This window comes from Novosphingobium sp. TK46 (assembly GCF_055361525.1).
Map to the genome: position 1 here is coordinate 3,150,760 of NZ_CM143963.1, position 19,660 is coordinate 3,170,419.

Consider the following 19,660-nt stretch of genomic DNA (forward strand, 5'->3'; position numbering starts at 1 on the left):
CCACGTCAGCCCGTCCAAATGGGATGGTGCATCAGGAAAGGCGACAGCTTCTCAAAACTCGCATTTAGTGGGAGCGATAGGACGTCACTGTGCTCCTGGAGAAGACCTATGAAAGATCAAGGCGTTGATCCTGCGCTTCTGGAAGCGTGGCTTTCCGCCAGATCGATCGCGCGTGGGTTGCCGTTGCCGATTCCGGACCAAGGCGGCTTTCGCGTCGATACCTAGTCAGACGCAGCAGTCGCCCGTTGGGTGTTTGCGAGAGCAAACCTTGGCCTCGAACATCTCGCTCGTTCCATCGGCGACCCTCGTTATTTCCTGAAGCTGTGCGGCACGGCCGAGGAGCTACGCGCTGCACTACCGACGGACTGGACGCTGCACGCTCCAGGCTATTTCATGCAGGCTGCCGCCAAATTCCCCAGCGGACACTTACCGTACGGATACAGAGTTGAGGTAAGACGGACCGGCGTGGTGTCGGAAGCCCAAATATTCTCAGCGGCAGGCAAGATCGCAGCAAGCGGTTATGCGGCAGAAACCCACAACGTCTTCGTCTATGATCGGATTGTAACAGAGCCTGACCACCGCCGGAGAGGGTTAGGGCGCGCCCTCATGCAGGCGCTACATGATGCTCGTCAGCATCCCAGCGGCACGGAGTTGCTCGTTGCCACCGAAACCGGTCGATCCCTCTACTCAGCGCTTGGATGGGAGACGATCTCTCCATACTCCACAGCCTCGATCGTTGGATCATATAGTCGGCGACGTTCACGAACGATCTTAATCAAGACAATCAGGGTAACGGTCGCGCCATTATCGATAGCCCCGGTCGTTTGTTAGACATCTGCTCGGCAAGCCGAAGCCACAATCGGCAGACCCCGCATCCCCGCGATCACTCTGGTGGACACTCACTTTCCGGACCGATACTGATTGACTGTTGTGAGGCCCTTTCTCTTGTGTTCAGCGCTGCCATGGCCCGCTATATCCGGCAGCCAGGCGCGGGGTGAGAACCATCTGCATGCACTGCCCACCATCGGCACGATGGGAACCGGTCAGCGAATCCGCGCCGTAGACCAGGACGATTTCACTTGATCGCGACTGATAGATCTGTGGATTCAACCACCCTGGCAGGTGAAATTCATCTTCCGTCCGTCCGGGTTCAGGTGTTGCAGCTTTCGCTACGCACCTCACAGACACATTTGCTGCGCGAAGACGAAGCCTACCGTTTTGACCTTAGCCTAGACGCACGTTTGCCGGGGACACAGGTCCGGTATTGTGATCATTGGAGAACCCATCGATACGAACGCGCCGGGAAGCTGTTTTTGCTTCCTCCGGCAGAAACCTTGCAAGTCAGAAACGGTCTGGGCGATCAGCGAGCCATAGTCTGCTTTTTATCCGCAGCAAGCGTCGCCGATTGGTTGGACGACGATCTTTGTTGGAACGACCGCAGGTTAGAGCACAGCTTGGACGTCGGAAGCCGGGAGATCGCGTTGCTCATGCGACGGCTCGGCGAGGAAGCCCGCAATCCGGGATTTGCCAGCAAAGTCTTCTGCGAAGCGGCGGCGATCCAGATGGCTGTCTTTTTGGAACGGCATCTTCGTGCTCATGTGGAGGCTAAGTCAGATGGAGGTCTGGCACTATGGCGCCTGCGCTTGATCGATGAGCGCCTGCGTGAAGTGCATGAACCACCAACGCTATCGGATCTGGCGATGCTGTGCGGTCTTTCTGTTCGCCACCTTTCCCGTGCGTTCCGGGTCAGTCGAGGTATCGCTTTGGGCGAACACGTCGCTCGAAAACGGATCGAAAACGCCAAGCGTTTGCTTGCGACGTCCGGTAGCGTCAAGGCGACCGCCTATAGCATGGGTTTCGCGTCTCCATCCGGCTTCATCTACGCGTTTCATCAGGCGACGGGGATGACCCCCGGCCAATATCGAAGCCTCCTGAAAACAGGTCAGGTGACTGCCGCTTCGAGCTGAGATGGCAAGTGATCGACACAATGTCCCGATCTTGAAGCAAAACTTCATTGTTACTAGCAAATCCGATCCTCATGACGGGTCGACCGTGTGTACGGTGAAGGCGTTCCCAGGTGCCAGCCTTGGGATTTCGTATTCGACGTCCGCGAAGCCAAGCTGTGAGCTGAGCGGTTCGATCGCCCCTCAAGGCATGGCAAGTGCGCCAGGTTCGGTGCTTGCTGACGATCGATGGCATGAAGTGGGAAGGAAGGGCCGTCGTGGCATCTCTTGGACTCGAGGCACTAAGCGTATTCGGCTTGCCCCCGGTGGAGTATGTCAATCTCGCGGCCGATCTGGGATGCCGTGCCATTTCGACGGGCCTCAGCGCTTTTCCGTACAACCCACATGGGTACGAGACATTTTCACTTCGCGACGATGCAGCGCTGCGGCAATCGATGAGCGCGACGCTGCGAGATCGGGGGGTGAGCATCACCTTGGGCGAAGGCTTGACGATCCGTCCGGGCCATGATGTGGCGGACTATGCCGGCGACCTTGATATCTTCGCTGAACTGGGCACGGTTAGGGTCAACACCGTCAGCATGGACCCCGACTGGGACTACACTGTGGACCAGTTTGCGGCGCTGGCAGAGCTTGCTGCGGCGCGCGGCATGGAAACGACGGTCGAGTTCGCCCCCAGCCTCACTGTGGCTGATTTGCCCAGCGCTTTAAAAGCGATCGGGCAGGTTGGGCGAGCTGATTTTAAGCTTCTGATCGATACGATGCACCTGGTTCGTTCCGGATCAAGTGCCGCGGACCTCGCTGCGGTCGATCCAAAGCTAATAGGCTACATCCAACTCTGCGATGCTTCGGCTGAGCCACTCTTCGCCAGCTACTTTGAGGAATCGATGTTCGAGCGGGTCGCCCCTGGAGAGGGAGGGCTGAGGCTGGACGCGATCGTGGCGGCGTTGCCGACCGATCGTGTCTTCAGCCTGGAGATCCCGCTGCGCAGCGAAGCCGAGGCGGGGGTCGGCCCTCGCGAGCGGCTCGGCAAATGCGTCGATGCCGCTCGCAGGCTGCTCGAGCGAGCAGGGCATCTCATGGACTGACCGATCCTGGAGAACGCCCCGCCGACAGCGCCGGCCAACTCCCAACCTTGCTCGATTCGCCCCGGAGGCTCCCAATGTCCGACTTCAAAGCTCAATATGGTCCTGTGGCGCTGGTAACGGGCGCCTCGTCCGGCATCGGCGTGGCATTCGCCGGAGCGCTTGCCGCTCGCAAACTTGACCTTATTCTCGTCGCCCGAAGGCTGGATCGACTGAAAGAACTGGCCGAACGCCTGACACGGGAACATGGCGTCCGCGTGGTGACGGCCAAGGTGGACCTCACGGATGACGCGGCCACCCGGGACATGTTGGCACTCTGTGCGGACGAGGATGTCGGCTTGGTCGTAAGCAATGCCGGCTTTGGCATGAAGGGCGAGCATTCCAGTAACGATCCACGCGCGATGACCGACATGCTGATGGTCAACTGCAACGTCCCCATGCAACTCGCACATGGCTTCATACCACGGCTCAAGGCGCGGGGACGTGGCGGCCTGATCCTCACGTCGTCTGTCGAAGGGTTGATGGGCTGCCCCTATTCTGCAGCCTATTCAGCATCGAAGGCGCTTGTCGTCAGTCTAGGCGAAGCGCTCTGGGCGGAGCTGGCCCCAGACGGCATCGACGTGTTGACCCTGTGCCCTGGCGCGACAGAGTCCGAGGCGGCAGCATCCCAGGGCATCGATCCAGCGACACTCCGGAATGTGATGACCGCGCAGGATGTCGTCCAGTTGACGCTGGACAACATCGCCAACGGCCCGACGTTCGTGAGCAGCGATCATTACCGTGCCATTTTTGACAAAATGCTCGCCATGCCGCGCCGCGATGCGCTGATGGCGATGGCGGGCGCTCTTAAGCCAGCTTGAGCTGCGGAGGGCGGCCTATAGCAGGGCACCATACTTCGAAGACAGGAGCGAGCATGGACGCGTTGAGCAAATATGGCCCTTGGGTGCTGATCGCCGGCGCTTCGGAGGGTACCGGCGCGGCCTTTGCCCATCGCTTGGCGGAGCAGGGCTTCAAGCTGATCCTCGTCGCAAGGCGCGCCGAGCCACTGGAAAAGCTGGCTGCCATGCTGAAGGCCAAGCATGGCACCGAGAGCGTCACCGCCTCGATCGACCTTTCGCGTCCCGATGCAATCGACGCCATCAAGGCGGTGAGTGCTGGCCGCGAGGTCGGCCTCTACATCAGCAATGCGGGCGGGGACACGCAAGGCACAGGCTTTTTCGATGCCGACATCGCCGCATGGACCGAGCTTGTGACGCGCAATGTCCTGACCGTCATGCACACGGCGCATCTGCTGGGGGGAGCGATGCGTGAGCGTGGTCGCGGCGGCATCCTGCTGGTGGGATCAGGGGCGTGCTACGGCGGCGCCAGCGGCCTTGGCCCCTACGCCGGCAGCAAGGCATTCGATCTGTGCCTTGGCGAGGCGCTCTGGGCGGAATTGCGCGGTCATGGTGTGGACGTGCTCAATCTCATCCTCGGACGCACGGATACCCCCGAACTGCGTCGATGGTTGGCAGCTCGCGGCGCTGCCGTGCCGGAAGGTCTTGCGAACGCCGACGACGTTGCGCGTGTTGGGCTCGAGCGCCTGCCACACGGACCCATCCATAATTGGGCTCTCGACGATCAGGACCGCGGCCCCATACCACAGTCCGCGACCGAGCGTCGGGATCGCGTCTTGGCCATGGAGGCTGCGATGGCTGACCTGTTCGCGTCGAACGGGGCGACCTGACACCCTGCTGACCACCTGACCATGCAAAGTCCAACATCTTCCTTCGGAGAAACATGAACATGACAAACCTTTTCGATCTGTCGGGCCGGGTCGCGCTGGTCACCGGTGGGGCCAGCGGCATTGGTATCGGTATCTGCGAAGTGCTGAGTGAGGCCGGTGCCATTGTCGTGATCGCTGACAAGGATGAGGCAGGCGCCAAGGCGCAGGTCGATGCCGGCTCTGCGGCCGACTATGTGGTTGTCGATCTGACCGACGAAGCGTCGATCGTCGCGGCCGTTGCGCAAGTGGTCGATCGCCATGGCCCGCCCTGGGCGCTCGTCAACAATGCGGGCTTGCAGCACCGCGAACTGCTGTTGGAAGGCTCGGTTGCGCACTGGAATCGTATCCAGTCGGTCAATGGGCTGGCGCCGTTCCTGCTGATACGTGAAGTCGCCCGGGCCATGATCGCGAAGGGCGAGGGCGGGCGGATCATCAACTGCGCTTCGTGTGGCCTTGTCGGTCAGTTCGTTCAGGGGCTGGCGGCATATCTGGCTTCCAAGGGCGGCCTTGCCGCGCTGACGACCAGCGCGGCGTTCGAGCTTGCCGAACACGCCATCACCGTCAACACCGTTCTTCCCGGGGGCGTCGGCACGCCCGGCGCGATCGGTGCGGAAGGTCCGCCTTCACATGGGCCGGGCAACCGCCGTCCCCCGCTTGGCATGTGTTCCCCGCGCGACATCGGTTCAGCCGCGCTGTATTTCGCCACGCCGGCAGCCAGGCTCGTGACCAATCAGGTACTGGCTGTCGATGGCGGGTTCACCGTGACCTGACACTGCGGCGCTGCAAGGGTGCACTGTCCCCGCAACGCCAGCGCGAGGCTCCTGACTTTGACTGGACAATCGCGTCGCTGCGAAACCAAATGCTTAAAAGGCGAAATCATATGGCTGTCGCTGGCCTCGATCATGTGAACATCAGAACCACTGACCCCGAAACGTCCGCCCGCTTCTATGAGGACGTTTTGGGCCTCGTTTACAGGCAGGGGCCGGTCGTGATGGGGAACCAATCTCACTGGCTCTTTGATTCTCAAGGCGAGGCCATAATCCATTTTCGGAATTTGGAGCCTGCAGGAGCAAATACAGGCGTCATCGACCACGTCGCGCTGTGCTGCACCGATCGATCCGGAATGAGAGCGCGTTTAAAACAGCAGGGCATCGAATATGCAGAATCGGACAACCTTACACCGGGGGTCGCCCAGATATTCGTCCGCGATCCGCATGGAATCATCCTCGAGCTAAATTTCTCTGAACCGAGCTGAACGTCAGTTTGAAAAGCGGGGAAAGAGCGACACAGGTAATAGCGGTCGTTTTGTGAGCGTTACAGACGCAAATCCCTAGCTGATTCTGCGCCAGTGGAGTTGAGACCCTTGTATCGGCGCACGCCCCTCCCAGATTAATGACCTCAGAGTCATTAGCGGATAGGGAGATAGTGATGGCAGGCAAGGTTTTGATTGCGGGGGCTGGTCCTACCGGCCTGGTGCTTGCGCTCTGGCTGACCAAACAGGGCATCGGTGTCCGGATCATCGACAAGAGCGCCGGGCCTGGCGAAACCTCCCGTGCGATGGCGGTGCAGGCGCGCACGCTTGAACTCTATCGCCAGCTCGACATGGGCGACGCGGTGGTTGCGGCGGGTCACAAGGACCTCGCCATGAACTTCTGGGCTGGGGGCAAGCGTCGGGCTGAGCTTTCGCTGGGCGACGCCGGCAAGGGCCTCACGCCCTATCCCTTCCTGCTGGTCTTCCCGCAGGATCAGCATGAGCGTTTCCTGATCGAGCGGCTTGAGGCGATGGGTGTCACCGTCGAGCGCAAGACCGAGCTGCTGTCATTTGAGGAAACGGGCGATCACGTCACGGCGCGACTTCGTACCGCTGACGGATCGGAAGAGGTGTTCGAGGCGAGCTATCTTGCCGGTGCCGACGGCGCGCGCTCTACCGTCCGCAAGCAGGTCGGGGGCAGCTTTGAGGGCGGTACCTACGCGCAGATTTTCTACGTCGCTGATGTCACGCTGCACGGCATCGAGCCCGCCAACGAGGCGCACATTGCCCTTGATGGCAGCGACTTCGTTATGATCCTGCCTTATGGCGATAGTGGGACGTTCCGTCTGATCGGCACCGTACGCGGTGAGCGCGCCGACCATCCCGAAAACCTGACGTTCGACGATGTCAGCCACGAGGCAATCGATAAGCTCGGGATCACGATCGACAAGGTGAACTGGTTCTCGCATTACCGGGTCCATCACCGCGTCACCGACAGCTTCCGCCACGGTCGCGCGTTCCTTATGGGTGATGCGGCACACGTCCACAGTCCGGCAGGCGGGCAGGGCATGAACACCGGGATCGGTGATGCGATCAACCTTGCGTGGAAGCTGGCGGAAGTCATCAAGGGCCATGCTCCCGATAGCCTGCTCGACAGTTATGATGCAGAGCGCCGTGCCTTCGCGCGCAAAGTGATCGACACGACCGACCGGTTGTTCACCTTCGCGACCAGACAGGGCAATTTCGCCGACTTTGTGCGGACTCACATCTTCCCGACCGTCGCCAGTGTCGCTTACGGCTTCGGGACCGTGCGCGAGTTCATGTTTCGCACCGTGTCGCAAACGACGCTGACCTATCAGGACGGCCCAATCAGCGAAGGACAGGCTGGAAAGGTGAAGGGCGGTGATCGTCTGCCTTGGGTTGAGATGACTGGATCGGACAATTACGAGCCGCTGCGTAAAGTCGGATGGCAGGTACACGTCTATGGCACTGTCCATGACGATCTGCGCACATGGAGCGAGAAGCACGGTGTCGAGCTGAACGCCTTCACGTGGGCGCCCGAGTACAAGGACGCCGGGTTCGAGCAGGATGCAGCCTACCTCCTGCGGCCTGATACCTACATCGCGTTCGCAGCCCCCGATCAGTCCATCACCGCGATCGACGGCTATCTGGCCGATAAGGGTTTCATGCTCGCCCGATGACGGACGGTGGACCCAAGTGGACCCGGCGCAAGGATGCCCGGCCCGGTGAGATCATCGAAGCGGCATTGGAACTGTTCGTGCTGAAAGGCTTTGCCGCGACGAAACTCACCGAGGTCGCGCAGCGTGCTGGCGTGGTGAAAGGCACGCTCTACCGATACTTCGATGCCAAGGAGGATCTGTTCAGGGCCTCCGTGCGGCACCTGGCTGGAGAAAATCTTGGCTTCGTTGAAGAGGCCATACCCACCGGGACGGTTGCGACGTTGGTGCCAGCAATGCTGCGACAGATTGCGAATAGCGTAGGCCAAAGCCGCATCCCGGCTGTTGTACGAATGGTTCTGGCGGAAAGCCGTAGCTTCCCTGACCTTGCCTCGATCTGGCATCACGAGGTCGTATCTCCGATGCTGGATCGCATCACCACCATCATTGCCCAAGGTCAGGCAACCGGGGAAATCACGCCCGGCGATCCGCGCCTGCACGCCCTGTCGGTCATGGGGCCGATGGTCACCGGGATACTCTATCACGAAGTGTTCGGGCCATCCGGTGATGGCTGGCCTAGCTTGGATGCCTTGGCTCTCCAACATGCCGAGACGGTAGTGCGCGGTTTAAGCTTGAGCGGGTCAACTTAGCCGTTTGCTCGCGATCAAAGCCGACAGGTATTGCCCCGATTCTGTTGAAGAAGTCAGGCGTGGTTTCGCGCTGGAAAGCTTGAGGTGCGTTGCCAAAGGCGCCTGTCACCTCAGACTGGCGCTGGTTGCGCGGGCATCGGGATGATCTTGGCCATCTTGCGAAGGTTTTGAGCGGTGGCGGCTAGGAGGAATTCATCCTTTGCTCCGTTGGGGCCGCGTAATCGCAGCCGATCCAGCTTCAGGATGCGCTTGAGGTGGGCGAACAGCATCTCGACCTTCTTTCGCTGGCGCCGCGAGGTCACGTAGGCATCGGTTGTGGCAAGGTCGCGCGCCATGTCGCGTGCTCCCTCGTGCATCGAGCGCATGATCTTGCGCGCTGGCGTGTTGGGCGTGCAGCGCTGCCGCAAGGCACACGGTCCACAGTCATGCTGCGAAGCGCGGTATCGGATGAAGCCGTCCTGATCGACACGCGAGCGCTCGGTAGTGAAGTTACGGTTGGAAGGGCGCAGCCGCTTGCCTTCGGGGCAGGTGTAGCTGTCGATCCTGGTGATCGAACGTGAAGCTGTCACGCTCAAGAGTGCCGTCGCGACGCTTGGAGCGATCGAACACACGGATGTGTGGTTCGATGCCTTTCTCCTCAACCAGCCAGGCGAGGTTCTCGGCTGATCCGTAGGCGGTGTCGGCTGCGAGCCGCGCCGGCCACAGATCGAACCGCTCCTGCGTGCGATCGATCATCCGGCGCTGCGCCAGGATCTCGGCCTGTCGGATCGCGGTGGTCGCCTCGACGTCGACGATGACCGCGTGCTCGAGGTCTATGAGGTAGTTGGTGCTGTAGGCGAAGAAGGCGCGCTCCGGCGTCGCGGCAGTGAAGCGCGAGGCCGGATCGGACGGCGCCAGATACTTGGGCACGACCGGTGTCGCACCGCCAAAGGCGGCATCGTCGAGCACTTCCAGGTACTCGCGCACGGCCCGACTCGCTGCTTCGGGTGGCAGGCCATCTACGGACAGAACCGCGCGCGGTCGGCTTACATCGGCTCGGATCAGGCTGGCATCGACCGCGAAGCCCTCACCGCCGACGAGTTTCTCCGCAATGCACTGTTGCACCGTCATTTCGACACCTTTCGCAGCAGGTCGCTGTCACGAAAGCGGCCGTGCCGGTTCTTAGAGAACGTCGAGTGATCGGGTACGTCGCCCTCCAAGCCAAGCCGGCAGAACCAGTGGTAAGCGAGGTTGAGATGCACCTCGTCGCACAGCCGGCGCTCCGAGCAGATCCCCATGCAATAACCAATGATCAGCATCCGGATCATCAGCTCGGGATCGATCGAGGGCCGGCCCGTCTCACTATAGAACGGACGCAAATGGTCGCGCACACCTGACAGGTCGACGAACCGGTCGATGGACCGCAACAGGTGATCGGCCGGCACGTGCAGTTCGATGTTGAAGCTATAAAACAGCGCCTCCTGCGCCACCGTCCGCTCACCCATCATCGACCGATCTCCAATCACTTGGGGAGATTGAATCAGGACTTGGCACCTACTTCAAGGCCGAGTTTTCCAACACAACGCCCTCACTCCGGACTTTTAGCTGCCGCGAGGGGATGCCCGAAAGCGGACGGCCGTTCATATGTGATTGAAGCCGCAGAGGTGATCAACGGGCAGCGAAGTGGGAGGATGGCTGCTCACGACTGGTTCTTTTAGCCTGAAATTCCAGGCTTCTTTTTGCCTTCATCTCGACTTGATGACTTGATGATAAGCCCACGCGCCGTTCCGCGCTCCAGAGCGGAAGTCGCAAACATGGCGGCCACATGCCTAACGGCGTGATGAGCCTGAGCATGCAAGGCTAATTCGGGCTGAGTTGCTGCCTCAATCGACCACAAAGGTGGTGGTTGCGATCAAGTGCAAAACGGCAACCACGCCAAGGCTGGTGCTGAAGGTGCCCTCATCCTTAAGTGTGGTGGTCAGGAGATAGCGGCCCTTCTCGCGCACTGGTACAATGATTGAGCCTTGCGCGTCAGGCTTGATGGCTTTCGACCATTTGTCCGGGGATATAACCTTGACTGCTGTGTCAGTTACAGGCTTGCCGTCGCGAAGAAGCACGAAACTATTGCCCCCGCTAGTACGAGGTGTGATCTCGAGTGCCATAGCCGAGCGCGTCTCCGAACGACCGGCGCGCGCAAAATACGCGACACCCTCCTTTTTGTCCTTGGGACCCCACGGCGCGAACACAGCGTCGTCTTGCGCACGCACGTCGCCAGGCGCCGCTTCGACTTCAAGGAAGCCAGCCTTGCGAGCAAGTGGCGCGTTTGTAGCCGCTTCGTGCCCCGGCTCGCCTACGGCCACTATCTCCGCGAGCTGCTGGTCGACGCGATGGCAGCGTCGCCGGATCGTGCGCAGATCGTGCAGGGAGAAGCGGTTGCAGCGTCTTTTGGAACCGAGTCCATCACGCTGGCGCTGAAAGGCGGCAAGTCGATTGCCTGTCGCGCGCTGGTGCTGGCGCTCGGCAACTTCCCGCCAACGCCGATGCCTCTGCTCGCCGGGTTGCCGCAGCATCTGTATGCACCCGACCCGTGGAGCCCGGCAGCGACCGACGGCGTGGACAAGCTCGATCACATCGTGCTGCTGGGATCGGGCCTGACCGCTGCGGACGTCATCGTCTCGCTGGAGGGTGCAGGCTTTCGGGGGCGAGTGACCGCGCTGTCGCGCCGTGGGCTCAAGCCGCGCGCCCATGCCGAGGTCGGGCCGGTCGTCTCGCCACCGACGCGCCCCGAAGCCAGAGGCTCGTGGCTGGTGCGCGCGGTGCGCGAGCGGGCGGCGAGTACCGGCTGGCGCGCGGCCATCGATGAGCTGCGACCACATACCCAGCACTTGTGGCGTGGCCACGATCTGGCGGCGCAGCGCCGGTTCCTGCGTCACTTGCGGCCGTACTGGGATGTTCATCGCCACCGCCTGGCCCCTGCAGTGGCGCGTCAGATCGACGACCTCGAGAGTACCGGGCGAGTGACATTCACCGCCGGCAAGCTGCTGCGCGCCGAAGTGGACGGCGAACGCGTGCGGCTGGACTGGCGCCCGCGCGGAGCGGTCGAAGCGCAGAGCATGATGGCGGACCGGGTGATCAACTGCACCGGTCCCGAAGGCGCGCTGGCTCGCGCCGACCATCCGCTGCTGCGCGATCTGGTGCGCCAAGGCCGGTTGCGAGCGGACCCACACGAACTGGGGCTGGACGTCGACCGGACCGGCCGTGCGTTCGACGCCGAGGGCAGGGCGCAGGAGCGGCTGTTCGTCGTCGGTCCGATCACCAAGGGCGAAGCGTGGGAGACGGTCGCGGTGCCGGACATTCGCCGGCAGGTCTGGGATCTTGGCCGCTACCTGGGCAACGCGCACTGGGTCGGCGGCGAGGGGCTGTAGCCGCCGAGGCTCGTACCTACCCGGTGGTCGCGGGGCTGGCGACATCGCCGGCCAGCGATCGGCCATCCTTGCCCACGCCCAGATGCGCGAGCAGGACGCCGCGGATGTCGGCCTTGTGTTCGAGCAAGGCGATCTCCTCGTCCGGCAGATCATTGGCGAGGTCGGCGACGATGACCCCTTGATCGAGCACGATGATGCGATTGGCCAGTGCGATCGCTTCGTCGACGTCGTGGGTGACGAGCAGTACCGCCGGATTGTGCACGCGCACCAGCCGCTTGACCAGCGCGTGCATCTTGATCCGGGTGAGCGCGTCCAGCGCGCCGAACGGCTCGTCCGCCAGCAGCAGCTCGGGCTCGCGCACCAGCGAGCGGGCGAGGGCGAGGCGCTGCTGTTCGCCGCCCGACAGCTCGTGCGGCCAGGACCGCTCGCGCCCGGCGAGGCCGACTTCGGACAGCGCATCCATCCCGCGTTGCCGCGCGTCGGGCTGGTTGAGGCCGAGGACGACGTTGTCGATCAGTCGCTTCCACGGCAGCAGGCGCGAGTCCTGGAACACCACCGAGATCCGTTCCGGCACATAGAGTTCGCCGCCGCCGATCGCCTCATGGTCGAGGTCCGCGATGGCGCGCAGCAGCGTGCTCTTGCCCGATCCGCTGCGGCCCAGCAGGGCGATGAACTCGCCATGCGCGATGTCGAGATCGAGGCCGTTCAGCACGCCCTTGACGGTGAAGCGGCGCACGAGGTTGCGGATGCGGACGATCGGTCCGGTCCGGATAGCGGTAGCTGTCGTCACTGCGCGAGTGTCCGGCGCCAGGTGATGGTGCGCTTCTCGATCAGGCGCACCGCGAGGTCGGTGGTCAGGCCGAGCACGGCATAGAGCACCAGCCCCACCAGCATGACGTCGGCCTGCGCGTAATTGCGCGCCAGGTTGATCATGTAGCCGATACCGCTGGTGGTGTTGATCTGCTCCACCACGACCAGACTGACCCAGGCCGCCATCGCCCCGAACCGCAGGCCCAACATGATCCCGGGCAAGGCGCCGGGCAGGACGATGTGGCGCAGGAACTGCAGGTAGCTGATGCGCGTGGTCTCGGCGAGTTCGACGAAGCGCAAGTCGATGCCGCGCAAGGCATTGTGGGTGTGGACGTAGATCGGCAGGAACACGAAGACGCTGATCATCGTCACCTTCATCACCTCGCCCACGCCGAACCACAGGATGAAGAAGGGGATCAGCGCGAGCGTCGGGATCGCCCGCTTGAGCTGGATGACACTGTCGAAGATGTAGCCGCCGACAAGGCTGAGGCCCGACAGGAAGGCGACGGCGATGCCCGCGGTCACCCCAAAGAACAGACCCTCCAGCGCGCGGATCGACGAGATCAGGACATTGTGCTGCAGCCGTCCGTCGGCGAACAAGTCGATGCCGGTGGTGATCGCGACCCATGGCGCGGGCAGGATACGGCTGTCGATGAAGCCCGACAGCGATCCCACCGACCAGTAGATCAGCAGCAGAGCGGGGCCGAGCAGCCAGCCGTAGGCGAGCGGCCTGGGCAGGGCGAGGCGGTGACGGCCGCGCCGGAGCGGCGAGCCCGAAGGCACTTCTTCCAGCGTCGGGCGGCGACGATAGCCGTATCGTTGCGGCGGCCCGGCGTATTCGGGAAACGCCGGGCGAAGCAGTTCTGCCGTGGACGTGCTCATGGTCGGATATCCTTGCTCAGCGGTTCCGGTAGGCGGCTTACGAGGCGGGTCATGACGGGCGCAGTGCGTCTGCAGCCACGGTCTCGAAGCGGCGGTCGAAGATGGTGTGGGCGTCGAAGGGCTTGTTGCTCATCTCGGCGGCCATGAAATCGATGGTTTCCTGCTGCACCGCGATCGCCTGATCCCAGCTGCGCGGAATGTCGGAGCGGCCACTTTCCTTGATGATCAGCGCCGCCTCGGCTGCGGTCACGCCCTGGTCGCGGACGTAGTAGAGCTGCGCCCATTCACGCGGATGGGTGTCGATCCACGTCTGCGCGCGCGCCCACAGCTGCACGTACTGGCGGATCGCGGCGGCCTTCGCCGGATCCTGCAGCGTTTCGGTGCGCACGTAGAGGATGCCGGGATCGTCGCGGAAAGCGCCGTGGCCGATCACTCTGGCGCCGTCTGCCTGGTACTTTTCGAGATAGCGTTTGGCTTGCAGCCCGGCGCCGATCGGAGCGGCATCGACTTCGCCTGCAGCCAGCGCACCCATGTAGGTGTCCGCCGCTGCGGGCAGGTCGACCAGTGTGACGTCCTTTTGCGCGATCCCGGCATGCGCCAGCGTGCGCAACACGACCGCGCCCTGGGCCTGGCCGGGACTGTAGGCGATGCGCTTGCCCTTCAGGTCCGCCACCTTGGTGATGGGGCTGCCGGGGCGCGTGGCGATGACGTAGATCGGATGGCGCCACGGCTCGGTGCGGAAGCGCCAGGCGACGATCTTGACTGGGATGCCGACCCAGATCGCATGGATCGGCGGAATGTTCGCGGCCGACCCGACATCCAGCGCCTTGGCCTGGAACGCCTCGGTCACACCGGGGCCGCCGGTGATCTGCGCGAACTGGACCTTGAACGGCAGGCCCTTGAGCCAGCCGTTGCGTTCAAGGACCTTCTGAGTCAGCGGATCGCCGACGACGATGGTGGTCCCGGCCGGAACGCGTTGGGGGATCGGCGCATCGAGCGCCAGCCCCGATGCGCTAGCCGCCTGACCGCGTACCAGATGAAGCAGCAGGGGTATGAACGCGAGCACGACCAGAGCGATCGCGATGATTGCGCCGATGTCGCGACCTCGTATCGACCTTCCCGCCACTTCGCACTCCTCGTTGTCCTTTCATACTGGACGGATATGAATTAGATCGTCAAGTGCCGTTTGGTCGTCGTATGTCAGGGCGAGCCACGAAAAAGCTTTGCTGCAGCCAAGCTGGCCTATTCGCGTTGTCCATGGCGAATGTCGTGTGCGTCGTGTCACCGCGACGGCGCGCAGCCGACGACTGCAATGTCTATCCAAAGCCTAGGAAAGAAGACGATCATGAGCATAACCCGCAAGCTGGGCCGCACCGACATCGAGGTTTCGGCAATCGCGCTCGGCAGCATGACTTGGGGCGAGCAGAACACCGAGGACGAGGGTCATGCACAGCTGGACCTGGCGTTCGATCGCGGCATCAACCTAGTCGATGCCGCCGAGATCTATCCCATCCCGCCGCGCGCCGAGACGCAAGGACGCACTGAGGAGATCCTGGGTACCTGGCTCAAGGCACGCGCGAACCGCGACAAGGTCGTGCTCGCCACCAAGGTGTCGGGCCGAACGAACAATGCCTGGCTGCGTCCCGATGGCGAAACGCCAAAGCTCGACCGCAAGAACATCCACTACGCCGTCGAGCAGTCGCTGCGCCGGCTGCAGACCGACTACATCGACTTGTACCAACTCCACTCGCCAGACCGGGTGGTGCCCCTGTTCGGCGATGGCGGTACGACGTTCGTGCCGGGCAAGGGCGCCGAGGAGATCGCCATCGAGGAAACCCTCGATGCGCTGGGCGAGTTGGTGACCGCGGGCAAGGTGCGTCACATCGGACTGTCGAACGAGACGGCCTGGGGGACGGCACGCTTCGTCAGCGCGGCCGAGGCCAACGGCGCGCTGCCGCGCGTGGTCTCGATCCAGAACGCCTACAGCCTGATCAACCGCACGTTCGAGATCGGTCTGGCCGAAATCGCGGTTCGCGAGGATGTCGGCCTGCTGGCCTACTCACCGCTGGGCCAGGGCTTCCTGACCGGCAAGTACCAGCACGGCGCGAAGCCCGCGGGCGCGCGGCTGACGCTCTACGATCGCGGCCAGCGCTACCAGAAGCCGGGCATCGAGGCGGCGATCGACGCCTACCTCAAGCTTGCAGCCGAGCATGGCCTCGATCCTTCGCAACTGGCGATCGCGTTCGTTCTCTCGCGCCCATTCGTGACCTCGGCGATCATCGGCGCAACGACCTTGGAGCAGCTGGAAACAAACCTCGGCGCGCTCGACGTGACGATCACGCCCGAACTGGCGCAGGCGATCGACGCCATCCACCAAGTGCACAGCAATCCGGCGCCGTGAGAAAAACCCGGCGCAGGCCCTGTCGCTAGCCGGCAGCCCGCGCCGGCTCGGTCGTGGTCGCGCCTTCTTCGCGCAAGGCGTCGGCGATCGTTCGGTTGTCGAGGATGCGGGTGGTGGCGTCGCGCACTTCGGAGAACAGCGCGCGCAACTGGCAGGCATGCTCGTCCGGGCAGTCGTCGCAGCGCTGGTAAAGCGTGCGGCTGACGCAGGGCAGCATCGCCAGCGGTCCGTCGGTGACGCGCACGACTTCGCCAAAGGTGATGAGATCGGCGGGCCGCGCAAGCTGGTAGCCGCCCATGTTGCCGCGCGTGCTCTTGACCAGGCCGACCCGGCGCAAGTCCGACATGATCGATTCCAGGAACTTGCGCGGGATGCTCTCCTGCTCGGAGATCGCGGACACCTGGCGCGTCGCGCCCTTGGCGCGGGCTATGTTGAGAAGAGCCTTCAGCGCGTACCGGCCGCGTTGGGAAAGCATGGGAAAGAACACCTTGCAAGGTCAGGCGCAGACCACAAGCGCGCCAACGATCGTTGGCTCGGCCTATAGGTCAGCGCCCGATGCCTCGCAAGCCGACGCACAGCCGCGACGGGGTCACTTATCCCAGGTCGGTCAGACGGTTCCGTGCGACAGGCCCGCGCCGGCAGGAGCATCCCAGCCCGGCGCGAACCAATGCTGACCGGTGCTGTCGCGCCAGGCATGCAGTCCGCCCGCGACGTTGAACACCTGGCTATAGCCCAGCGTCTGCAGGCTCTGCACGGCCAAGGCGCCGCGGTTGCCACCGGCGCAGTAGATGACGATAGGGTCGTGCTTGCTGCCGACCGCATCGGTGATGAGATATTCGAGCCGACCCCGGCTGAGGTGCAGCGCGCCGGCAAGCGGAGGGTTGCGCAGCAATTCCTCCTCGTCGCGCACGTCGATGAGAAGCGCCCCTTGCGCGACTTTCGCGCGCGCTTCGGACGGGGCGATTTCGCGGATCTGCCGGCGGGCAAGCCGGGCAAGCTTGTGGAGGTCTCTGTAACTGGCCATCGTTCGTCTCCCGGTTTCAGGAGTCACGAAACCTGACGTGGTCGCCTTAGCTCGTGGCTTGTGTCTGACTGTCGGGAGAGCGGAAGCGGTCCCCAACAGCGGTGTTTCTACTACATCAGTAGAGAAATGCCAGACACTTCCACTTTCAGATTGAGAGGATCGGCTTTCCTCGTCGCAATCGCCGCACAGGCAGGCGACGGCGCGACCAATCCTGCGCGCCGTCGCCGAGCCATGAGCCGAGTTACTGATCGTCCAGCGTGTAGAACAAGTCACCGGCGATCTGTTCCGACACGTAGCCGTCCGGGCCGGTTGCGGTGCTGGTGCCGACGGTGGTGCGGCGCACGATGCGCTCTTCCTCGAAGTGCTCCCAGTCGACCGGACCCCAGTGGCTGGTCGCGCGATTGTCCCACACCACGATCGAGTTGGGGCTCCAGTTGAAGCGCGCCTGCAATTCGGCGCGTCCGGCGAGTTCGTTCTTGAGGAAGCCGAGCAGCGCGTCGCTCTCGCCGTCGCTGAAGCCGTCGATGTACTTGATGAAGCCGGGGCTCAGGAACAGCGACTTCTCGCCGGTCTCGGGATGGACACGCACAAGCGGGTGGCGCGCGAGGAAGCCCGGCGTCGGCCGGCCGTCGTCGCGAGGTGGCGGTGGGAAGCCGTTGTAGGCATCGTCGCGGGCGTGGACCGCCTTCAGGTTCTCGATGCTGGCGCGAAATGCTGGTGAAAGGCTGTTGTACAGCGCTTCGAGGTTGACCCACAGCGTGTCGCCGCCGGCCACCGGCCCATCGAGGATGCGCAGGAAGGTGATGTCGCTGGGGTTGGCGACGAAGGTGATGTCGGTGTGCCAGCCGCGGCCGGTGCGGGGCCGGCTGAAGGCGCGGTGGTGCTGCTTTTGCACCGCGTCGAACACGCTGGGCCGGTCGCGCTGGAGCGACTTGACGTTCTCCATCACTTGCACCGGTCCGCCCTTGCGGCCGTTGGTGATGGGATGGGCAGGCGTGACGCTGCCGAAGTAGCTGGAGAAGCGGATGTGATCCTCGTCGCTGATCGGCTGATCGCGGAAGAACAGCACCTTGTGCTTGAGCAGCTTCTTGCGCAGCTTGGCGACGGTCTCCGCGTCGAGCTCCTCGCGCAAGTCGAGGCCGGTGACTTCGGCACCGATGACCGGAGTGGCTTTTTGGAATTTGAGATTGGCGACCGAGTTGACGGTTGTCTTGGTGCGTTCGAGCACATCGATAGTCATGGGCTTACTCCTTTTTCTTCGATGGAAACGTGATCAGGCCGCGTTCTCGCGGATTGCGGTTCTGCGCGCGGAAAAGGTGTTGGCCGGGCGTTCGAGGCCGAGGTTCTCGCGCAGCGTCGAGCCTTCGTACTCGGTGCGGAACAGCCCGCGCCGCTGCAGGATCGGTACGACCTGGTCGACGAAATCTGTGAGGCCCGTGGGCAGGATCGGCGGCATGATGTTGAAGCCGTCCGCCGCGCCGTGTTCGAACCAGTCCTGGATCGCATCGGCGGTCTGCTCGGGCGTGCCGACGAAGACGCGATGGCCCCGTGCGGTCGCCATGGTGCGGTAGAGCTGGCGCAAGGTCGGGCGTTCGCGCTCGACGTAATCGGTCACGAGCTTGAGCCGGCTCTTGTTGCCGTTGGTCTCGCCCGGAAGCGGCGGGGCGATGTCGTCCAGAGAATAGCCGCTCAGGTCCGCGCCTTGGTAGTGGCGCCTCAGGATGTTCCACGCGGTTTCGGGATGCACCAGCGACTGCAGGTATTCGTAATTGTCGCGCGCTTCGGCTTCGGTGCCGCCGAGCACCGGGAAGATGCCGGGCATGATCAGCAACTGCTCGGGATCGCGGCCGAAGCGGGGCAGGCGGCCCTTCACGTCGGCGTAAAATTCCTGCGCGTCCTCGATGGTGAGGTTGGCGGTGAAGATGACTTCCGAGGTGCGCGCGGCGAGGTCGCGGCCCGCTTCGGAGGCGCCGGCCTGCACGATCACCGGATGGCCCTGCGGCGGGCGGCCGACGTTGAGCTGGCCGTGCACGTTGAAGAACGCGCCGTCGTGCTCCAGCGCATGGATCTTGTCGGCATCGGCATAGACGCCGCTGTCCTTGTCGCGGATGAAAGCGTCATCCTCGTGGGTGTCCCACAAGGACTTCACGACGGTCAGGAACTCCTCGGCGCGTTCGTAGCGCAAGGCATGATCCGGGTGGCGACCAAGCCCGAAGTTGGGCGAGACATCCTGGCCGGTCGTGACCACGTTCCAAGCGGCCCGCCCGTTCGAGATCCAGTCGAGCGACGCGAACTTGCGCGCCAGAGTATAGGGATCTTCGTACGTGGTGGACGCAGTGGCGACGAAGCCGACATGCTCGGTCACTTGCGAGAGCGCGGCCCACAGCGTGACCGGCTCGAACTTGACGCCTTGTGCGGTGCGGGCGGCGGCGGCGGGGTCGGTCTGGATGCCGGCGCCGGGGCTGTCGGCCACGAACACCATGTCGAACTTGCCGCGCTCGGCGGTCTGCGCGAGCTCGCGATAGTGCGCAATGTTGAGGCCGGCGTCGGCTTGTGCCGCAGGATGCCGCCAGGCGGCGACGTGATGGCCGGTAGCCATGATGAAGGCGCCGAGCCGAAGCTTTCGAGAGTGTGTCATGGGATCGAAGAACCTCTTGGGCGACCCGATGTCGCGCCCTAGAAGTTCCATACCATAGTAGATGAGTCAAGATTCAACTTCGGGGACCGGCGCAATGGTCGGCAACGCTTTC

The 19,660-nt window shown here is 63.2% G+C and carries 19 protein-coding genes and 1 pseudogene; 11 read left to right on the forward strand and 9 right to left on the reverse strand.

The genetic code is table 11. The annotated features are described in order from the left end of the window. Window positions 1-393: 393 nt before the first annotated feature. The 9 genes from ACXJ1Z_RS15070 to ACXJ1Z_RS15110 all read left to right on the forward strand — a co-directional run bounded on the left by ACXJ1Z_RS15070 (window position 394) and on the right by ACXJ1Z_RS15110 (window position 8,389). The gene (locus ACXJ1Z_RS15070; RefSeq protein WP_463781269.1) at window positions 394-831 is read left to right on the forward strand and encodes a GNAT family N-acetyltransferase; all 438 of its coding nucleotides are present in this window, start codon (window positions 394-396) and stop codon (window positions 829-831) included. Between the two features lie 248 nt (window positions 832-1,079). Continuing rightward, window positions 1,080-1,967 (forward strand): helix-turn-helix transcriptional regulator, encoded by an 888-nt coding sequence (locus ACXJ1Z_RS15075; RefSeq protein ID WP_463777726.1) that lies wholly within the window; start codon window positions 1,080-1,082, stop codon window positions 1,965-1,967. Window positions 1,968-2,179: 212 nt separating this feature from the next. Continuing rightward, a complete protein-coding gene (locus ACXJ1Z_RS15080; RefSeq protein ID WP_463777727.1) occupies window positions 2,180-3,049 on the forward strand; it encodes a sugar phosphate isomerase/epimerase family protein in 870 nt (289 codons plus the stop codon). A gap of 74 nt (window positions 3,050-3,123) precedes the next feature. After that, entirely contained in the window at window positions 3,124-3,906 is a 783-nt protein-coding gene (locus tag ACXJ1Z_RS15085) for an SDR family NAD(P)-dependent oxidoreductase (RefSeq protein WP_463777728.1), read from the forward strand. Between the two features lie 53 nt (window positions 3,907-3,959). Further along, on the forward strand, window positions 3,960-4,772 hold the full coding sequence (locus tag ACXJ1Z_RS15090; protein WP_463777730.1) for an SDR family NAD(P)-dependent oxidoreductase: 813 nt from the start codon (window positions 3,960-3,962) through the stop codon (window positions 4,770-4,772). 59 nt (window positions 4,773-4,831) lie between these two features. Beyond that, window positions 4,832-5,581: an SDR family NAD(P)-dependent oxidoreductase gene (locus ACXJ1Z_RS15095; RefSeq protein ID WP_463777731.1), complete on the forward strand. Its 750-nt coding sequence runs from the start codon at window positions 4,832-4,834 to the stop codon at window positions 5,579-5,581. Window positions 5,582-5,691: 110 nt separating this feature from the next. Beyond that, window positions 5,692-6,066 carry a VOC family protein gene (locus ACXJ1Z_RS15100; RefSeq protein WP_463777733.1) on the forward strand — a complete coding sequence of 125 codons (375 nt, stop codon included), beginning with the start codon at window positions 5,692-5,694 and terminating at the stop codon, window positions 6,064-6,066. A 173-nt stretch (window positions 6,067-6,239) separates the two neighbouring features. Continuing rightward, entirely contained in the window at window positions 6,240-7,763 is a 1,524-nt protein-coding gene (locus ACXJ1Z_RS15105; RefSeq protein ID WP_463777734.1) for an FAD-dependent monooxygenase, read from the forward strand. Then, window positions 7,760-8,389, forward strand: a complete 630-nt coding sequence (locus ACXJ1Z_RS15110; protein WP_463777736.1) for a TetR/AcrR family transcriptional regulator — start codon at window positions 7,760-7,762, stop codon at window positions 8,387-8,389. The genes ACXJ1Z_RS15105 and ACXJ1Z_RS15110 overlap by 4 nt, the downstream gene beginning before the upstream one ends. 110 nt (window positions 8,390-8,499) lie before the next feature. Here the strand turns inward: ACXJ1Z_RS15110 and ACXJ1Z_RS15115 are convergent. Next, window positions 8,500-9,876: pseudogene (locus ACXJ1Z_RS15115) on the reverse strand (transposase). A gap of 375 nt (window positions 9,877-10,251) precedes the next feature. Next, entirely contained in the window at window positions 10,252-10,530 is a 279-nt protein-coding gene (locus ACXJ1Z_RS15120) for a hypothetical protein (protein WP_463777737.1), read from the reverse strand. A 93-nt stretch (window positions 10,531-10,623) separates the two neighbouring features. Between ACXJ1Z_RS15120 and ACXJ1Z_RS15125 the strand changes: the two genes are divergently transcribed. Then, entirely contained in the window at window positions 10,624-11,793 is a 1,170-nt protein-coding gene (locus ACXJ1Z_RS15125; RefSeq protein ID WP_463777738.1) for an FAD/NAD(P)-binding protein, read from the forward strand. Window positions 11,794-11,809: 16 nt separating this feature from the next. Here ACXJ1Z_RS15125 and ACXJ1Z_RS15130 read toward each other — a convergent pair whose 3' ends face one another. The 3 genes from ACXJ1Z_RS15130 to ACXJ1Z_RS15140 are packed head-to-tail and all read right to left on the reverse strand — an operon-like array spanning window position 11,810 to window position 14,611. Next, the gene (locus ACXJ1Z_RS15130) at window positions 11,810-12,583 is read right to left on the reverse strand and encodes an ABC transporter ATP-binding protein (protein ID WP_463777740.1); all 774 of its coding nucleotides are present in this window, start codon (window positions 12,581-12,583) and stop codon (window positions 11,810-11,812) included. Next, complete coding sequence (locus ACXJ1Z_RS15135) at window positions 12,580-13,485, reverse strand: ABC transporter permease (protein WP_463777742.1); 906 nt, start codon at window positions 13,483-13,485, stop codon at window positions 12,580-12,582. Before ACXJ1Z_RS15135 ends, ACXJ1Z_RS15130 begins: the two co-directional genes overlap by 4 nt. A gap of 49 nt (window positions 13,486-13,534) precedes the next feature. Next, the gene (locus tag ACXJ1Z_RS15140; RefSeq protein ID WP_463777743.1) at window positions 13,535-14,611 is read right to left on the reverse strand and encodes an ABC transporter substrate-binding protein; all 1,077 of its coding nucleotides are present in this window, start codon (window positions 14,609-14,611) and stop codon (window positions 13,535-13,537) included. A gap of 219 nt (window positions 14,612-14,830) precedes the next feature. Here ACXJ1Z_RS15140 and ACXJ1Z_RS15145 point away from each other — a divergent pair, with 219 nt between their 5' ends. Next, window positions 14,831-15,886, forward strand: coding sequence for an aldo/keto reductase (locus ACXJ1Z_RS15145; protein WP_463777745.1), 1,056 nt, complete (start codon window positions 14,831-14,833; stop codon window positions 15,884-15,886). A 25-nt stretch (window positions 15,887-15,911) separates the two neighbouring features. On the opposite strand, the gene ACXJ1Z_RS15150 is transcribed toward ACXJ1Z_RS15145, so the two are convergent. The 4 genes from ACXJ1Z_RS15150 to ACXJ1Z_RS15165 form a co-directional block, all read right to left on the reverse strand. Beyond that, complete coding sequence (locus ACXJ1Z_RS15150) at window positions 15,912-16,361, reverse strand: RrF2 family transcriptional regulator (protein WP_463777746.1); 450 nt, start codon at window positions 16,359-16,361, stop codon at window positions 15,912-15,914. 132 nt (window positions 16,362-16,493) lie between these two features. Beyond that, on the reverse strand, window positions 16,494-16,910 hold the full coding sequence (locus tag ACXJ1Z_RS15155; protein ID WP_463777748.1) for a rhodanese-like domain-containing protein: 417 nt from the start codon (window positions 16,908-16,910) through the stop codon (window positions 16,494-16,496). Window positions 16,911-17,151: 241 nt separating this feature from the next. Beyond that, window positions 17,152-18,150, reverse strand: coding sequence for a TauD/TfdA dioxygenase family protein (locus tag ACXJ1Z_RS15160; protein WP_463777750.1), 999 nt, complete (start codon window positions 18,148-18,150; stop codon window positions 17,152-17,154). A gap of 33 nt (window positions 18,151-18,183) precedes the next feature. Beyond that, window positions 18,184-19,548: an LLM class flavin-dependent oxidoreductase gene (locus ACXJ1Z_RS15165; RefSeq protein ID WP_463777751.1), complete on the reverse strand. Its 1,365-nt coding sequence runs from the start codon at window positions 19,546-19,548 to the stop codon at window positions 18,184-18,186. Between the last annotated feature and the right edge of the window lie 112 nt (window positions 19,549-19,660).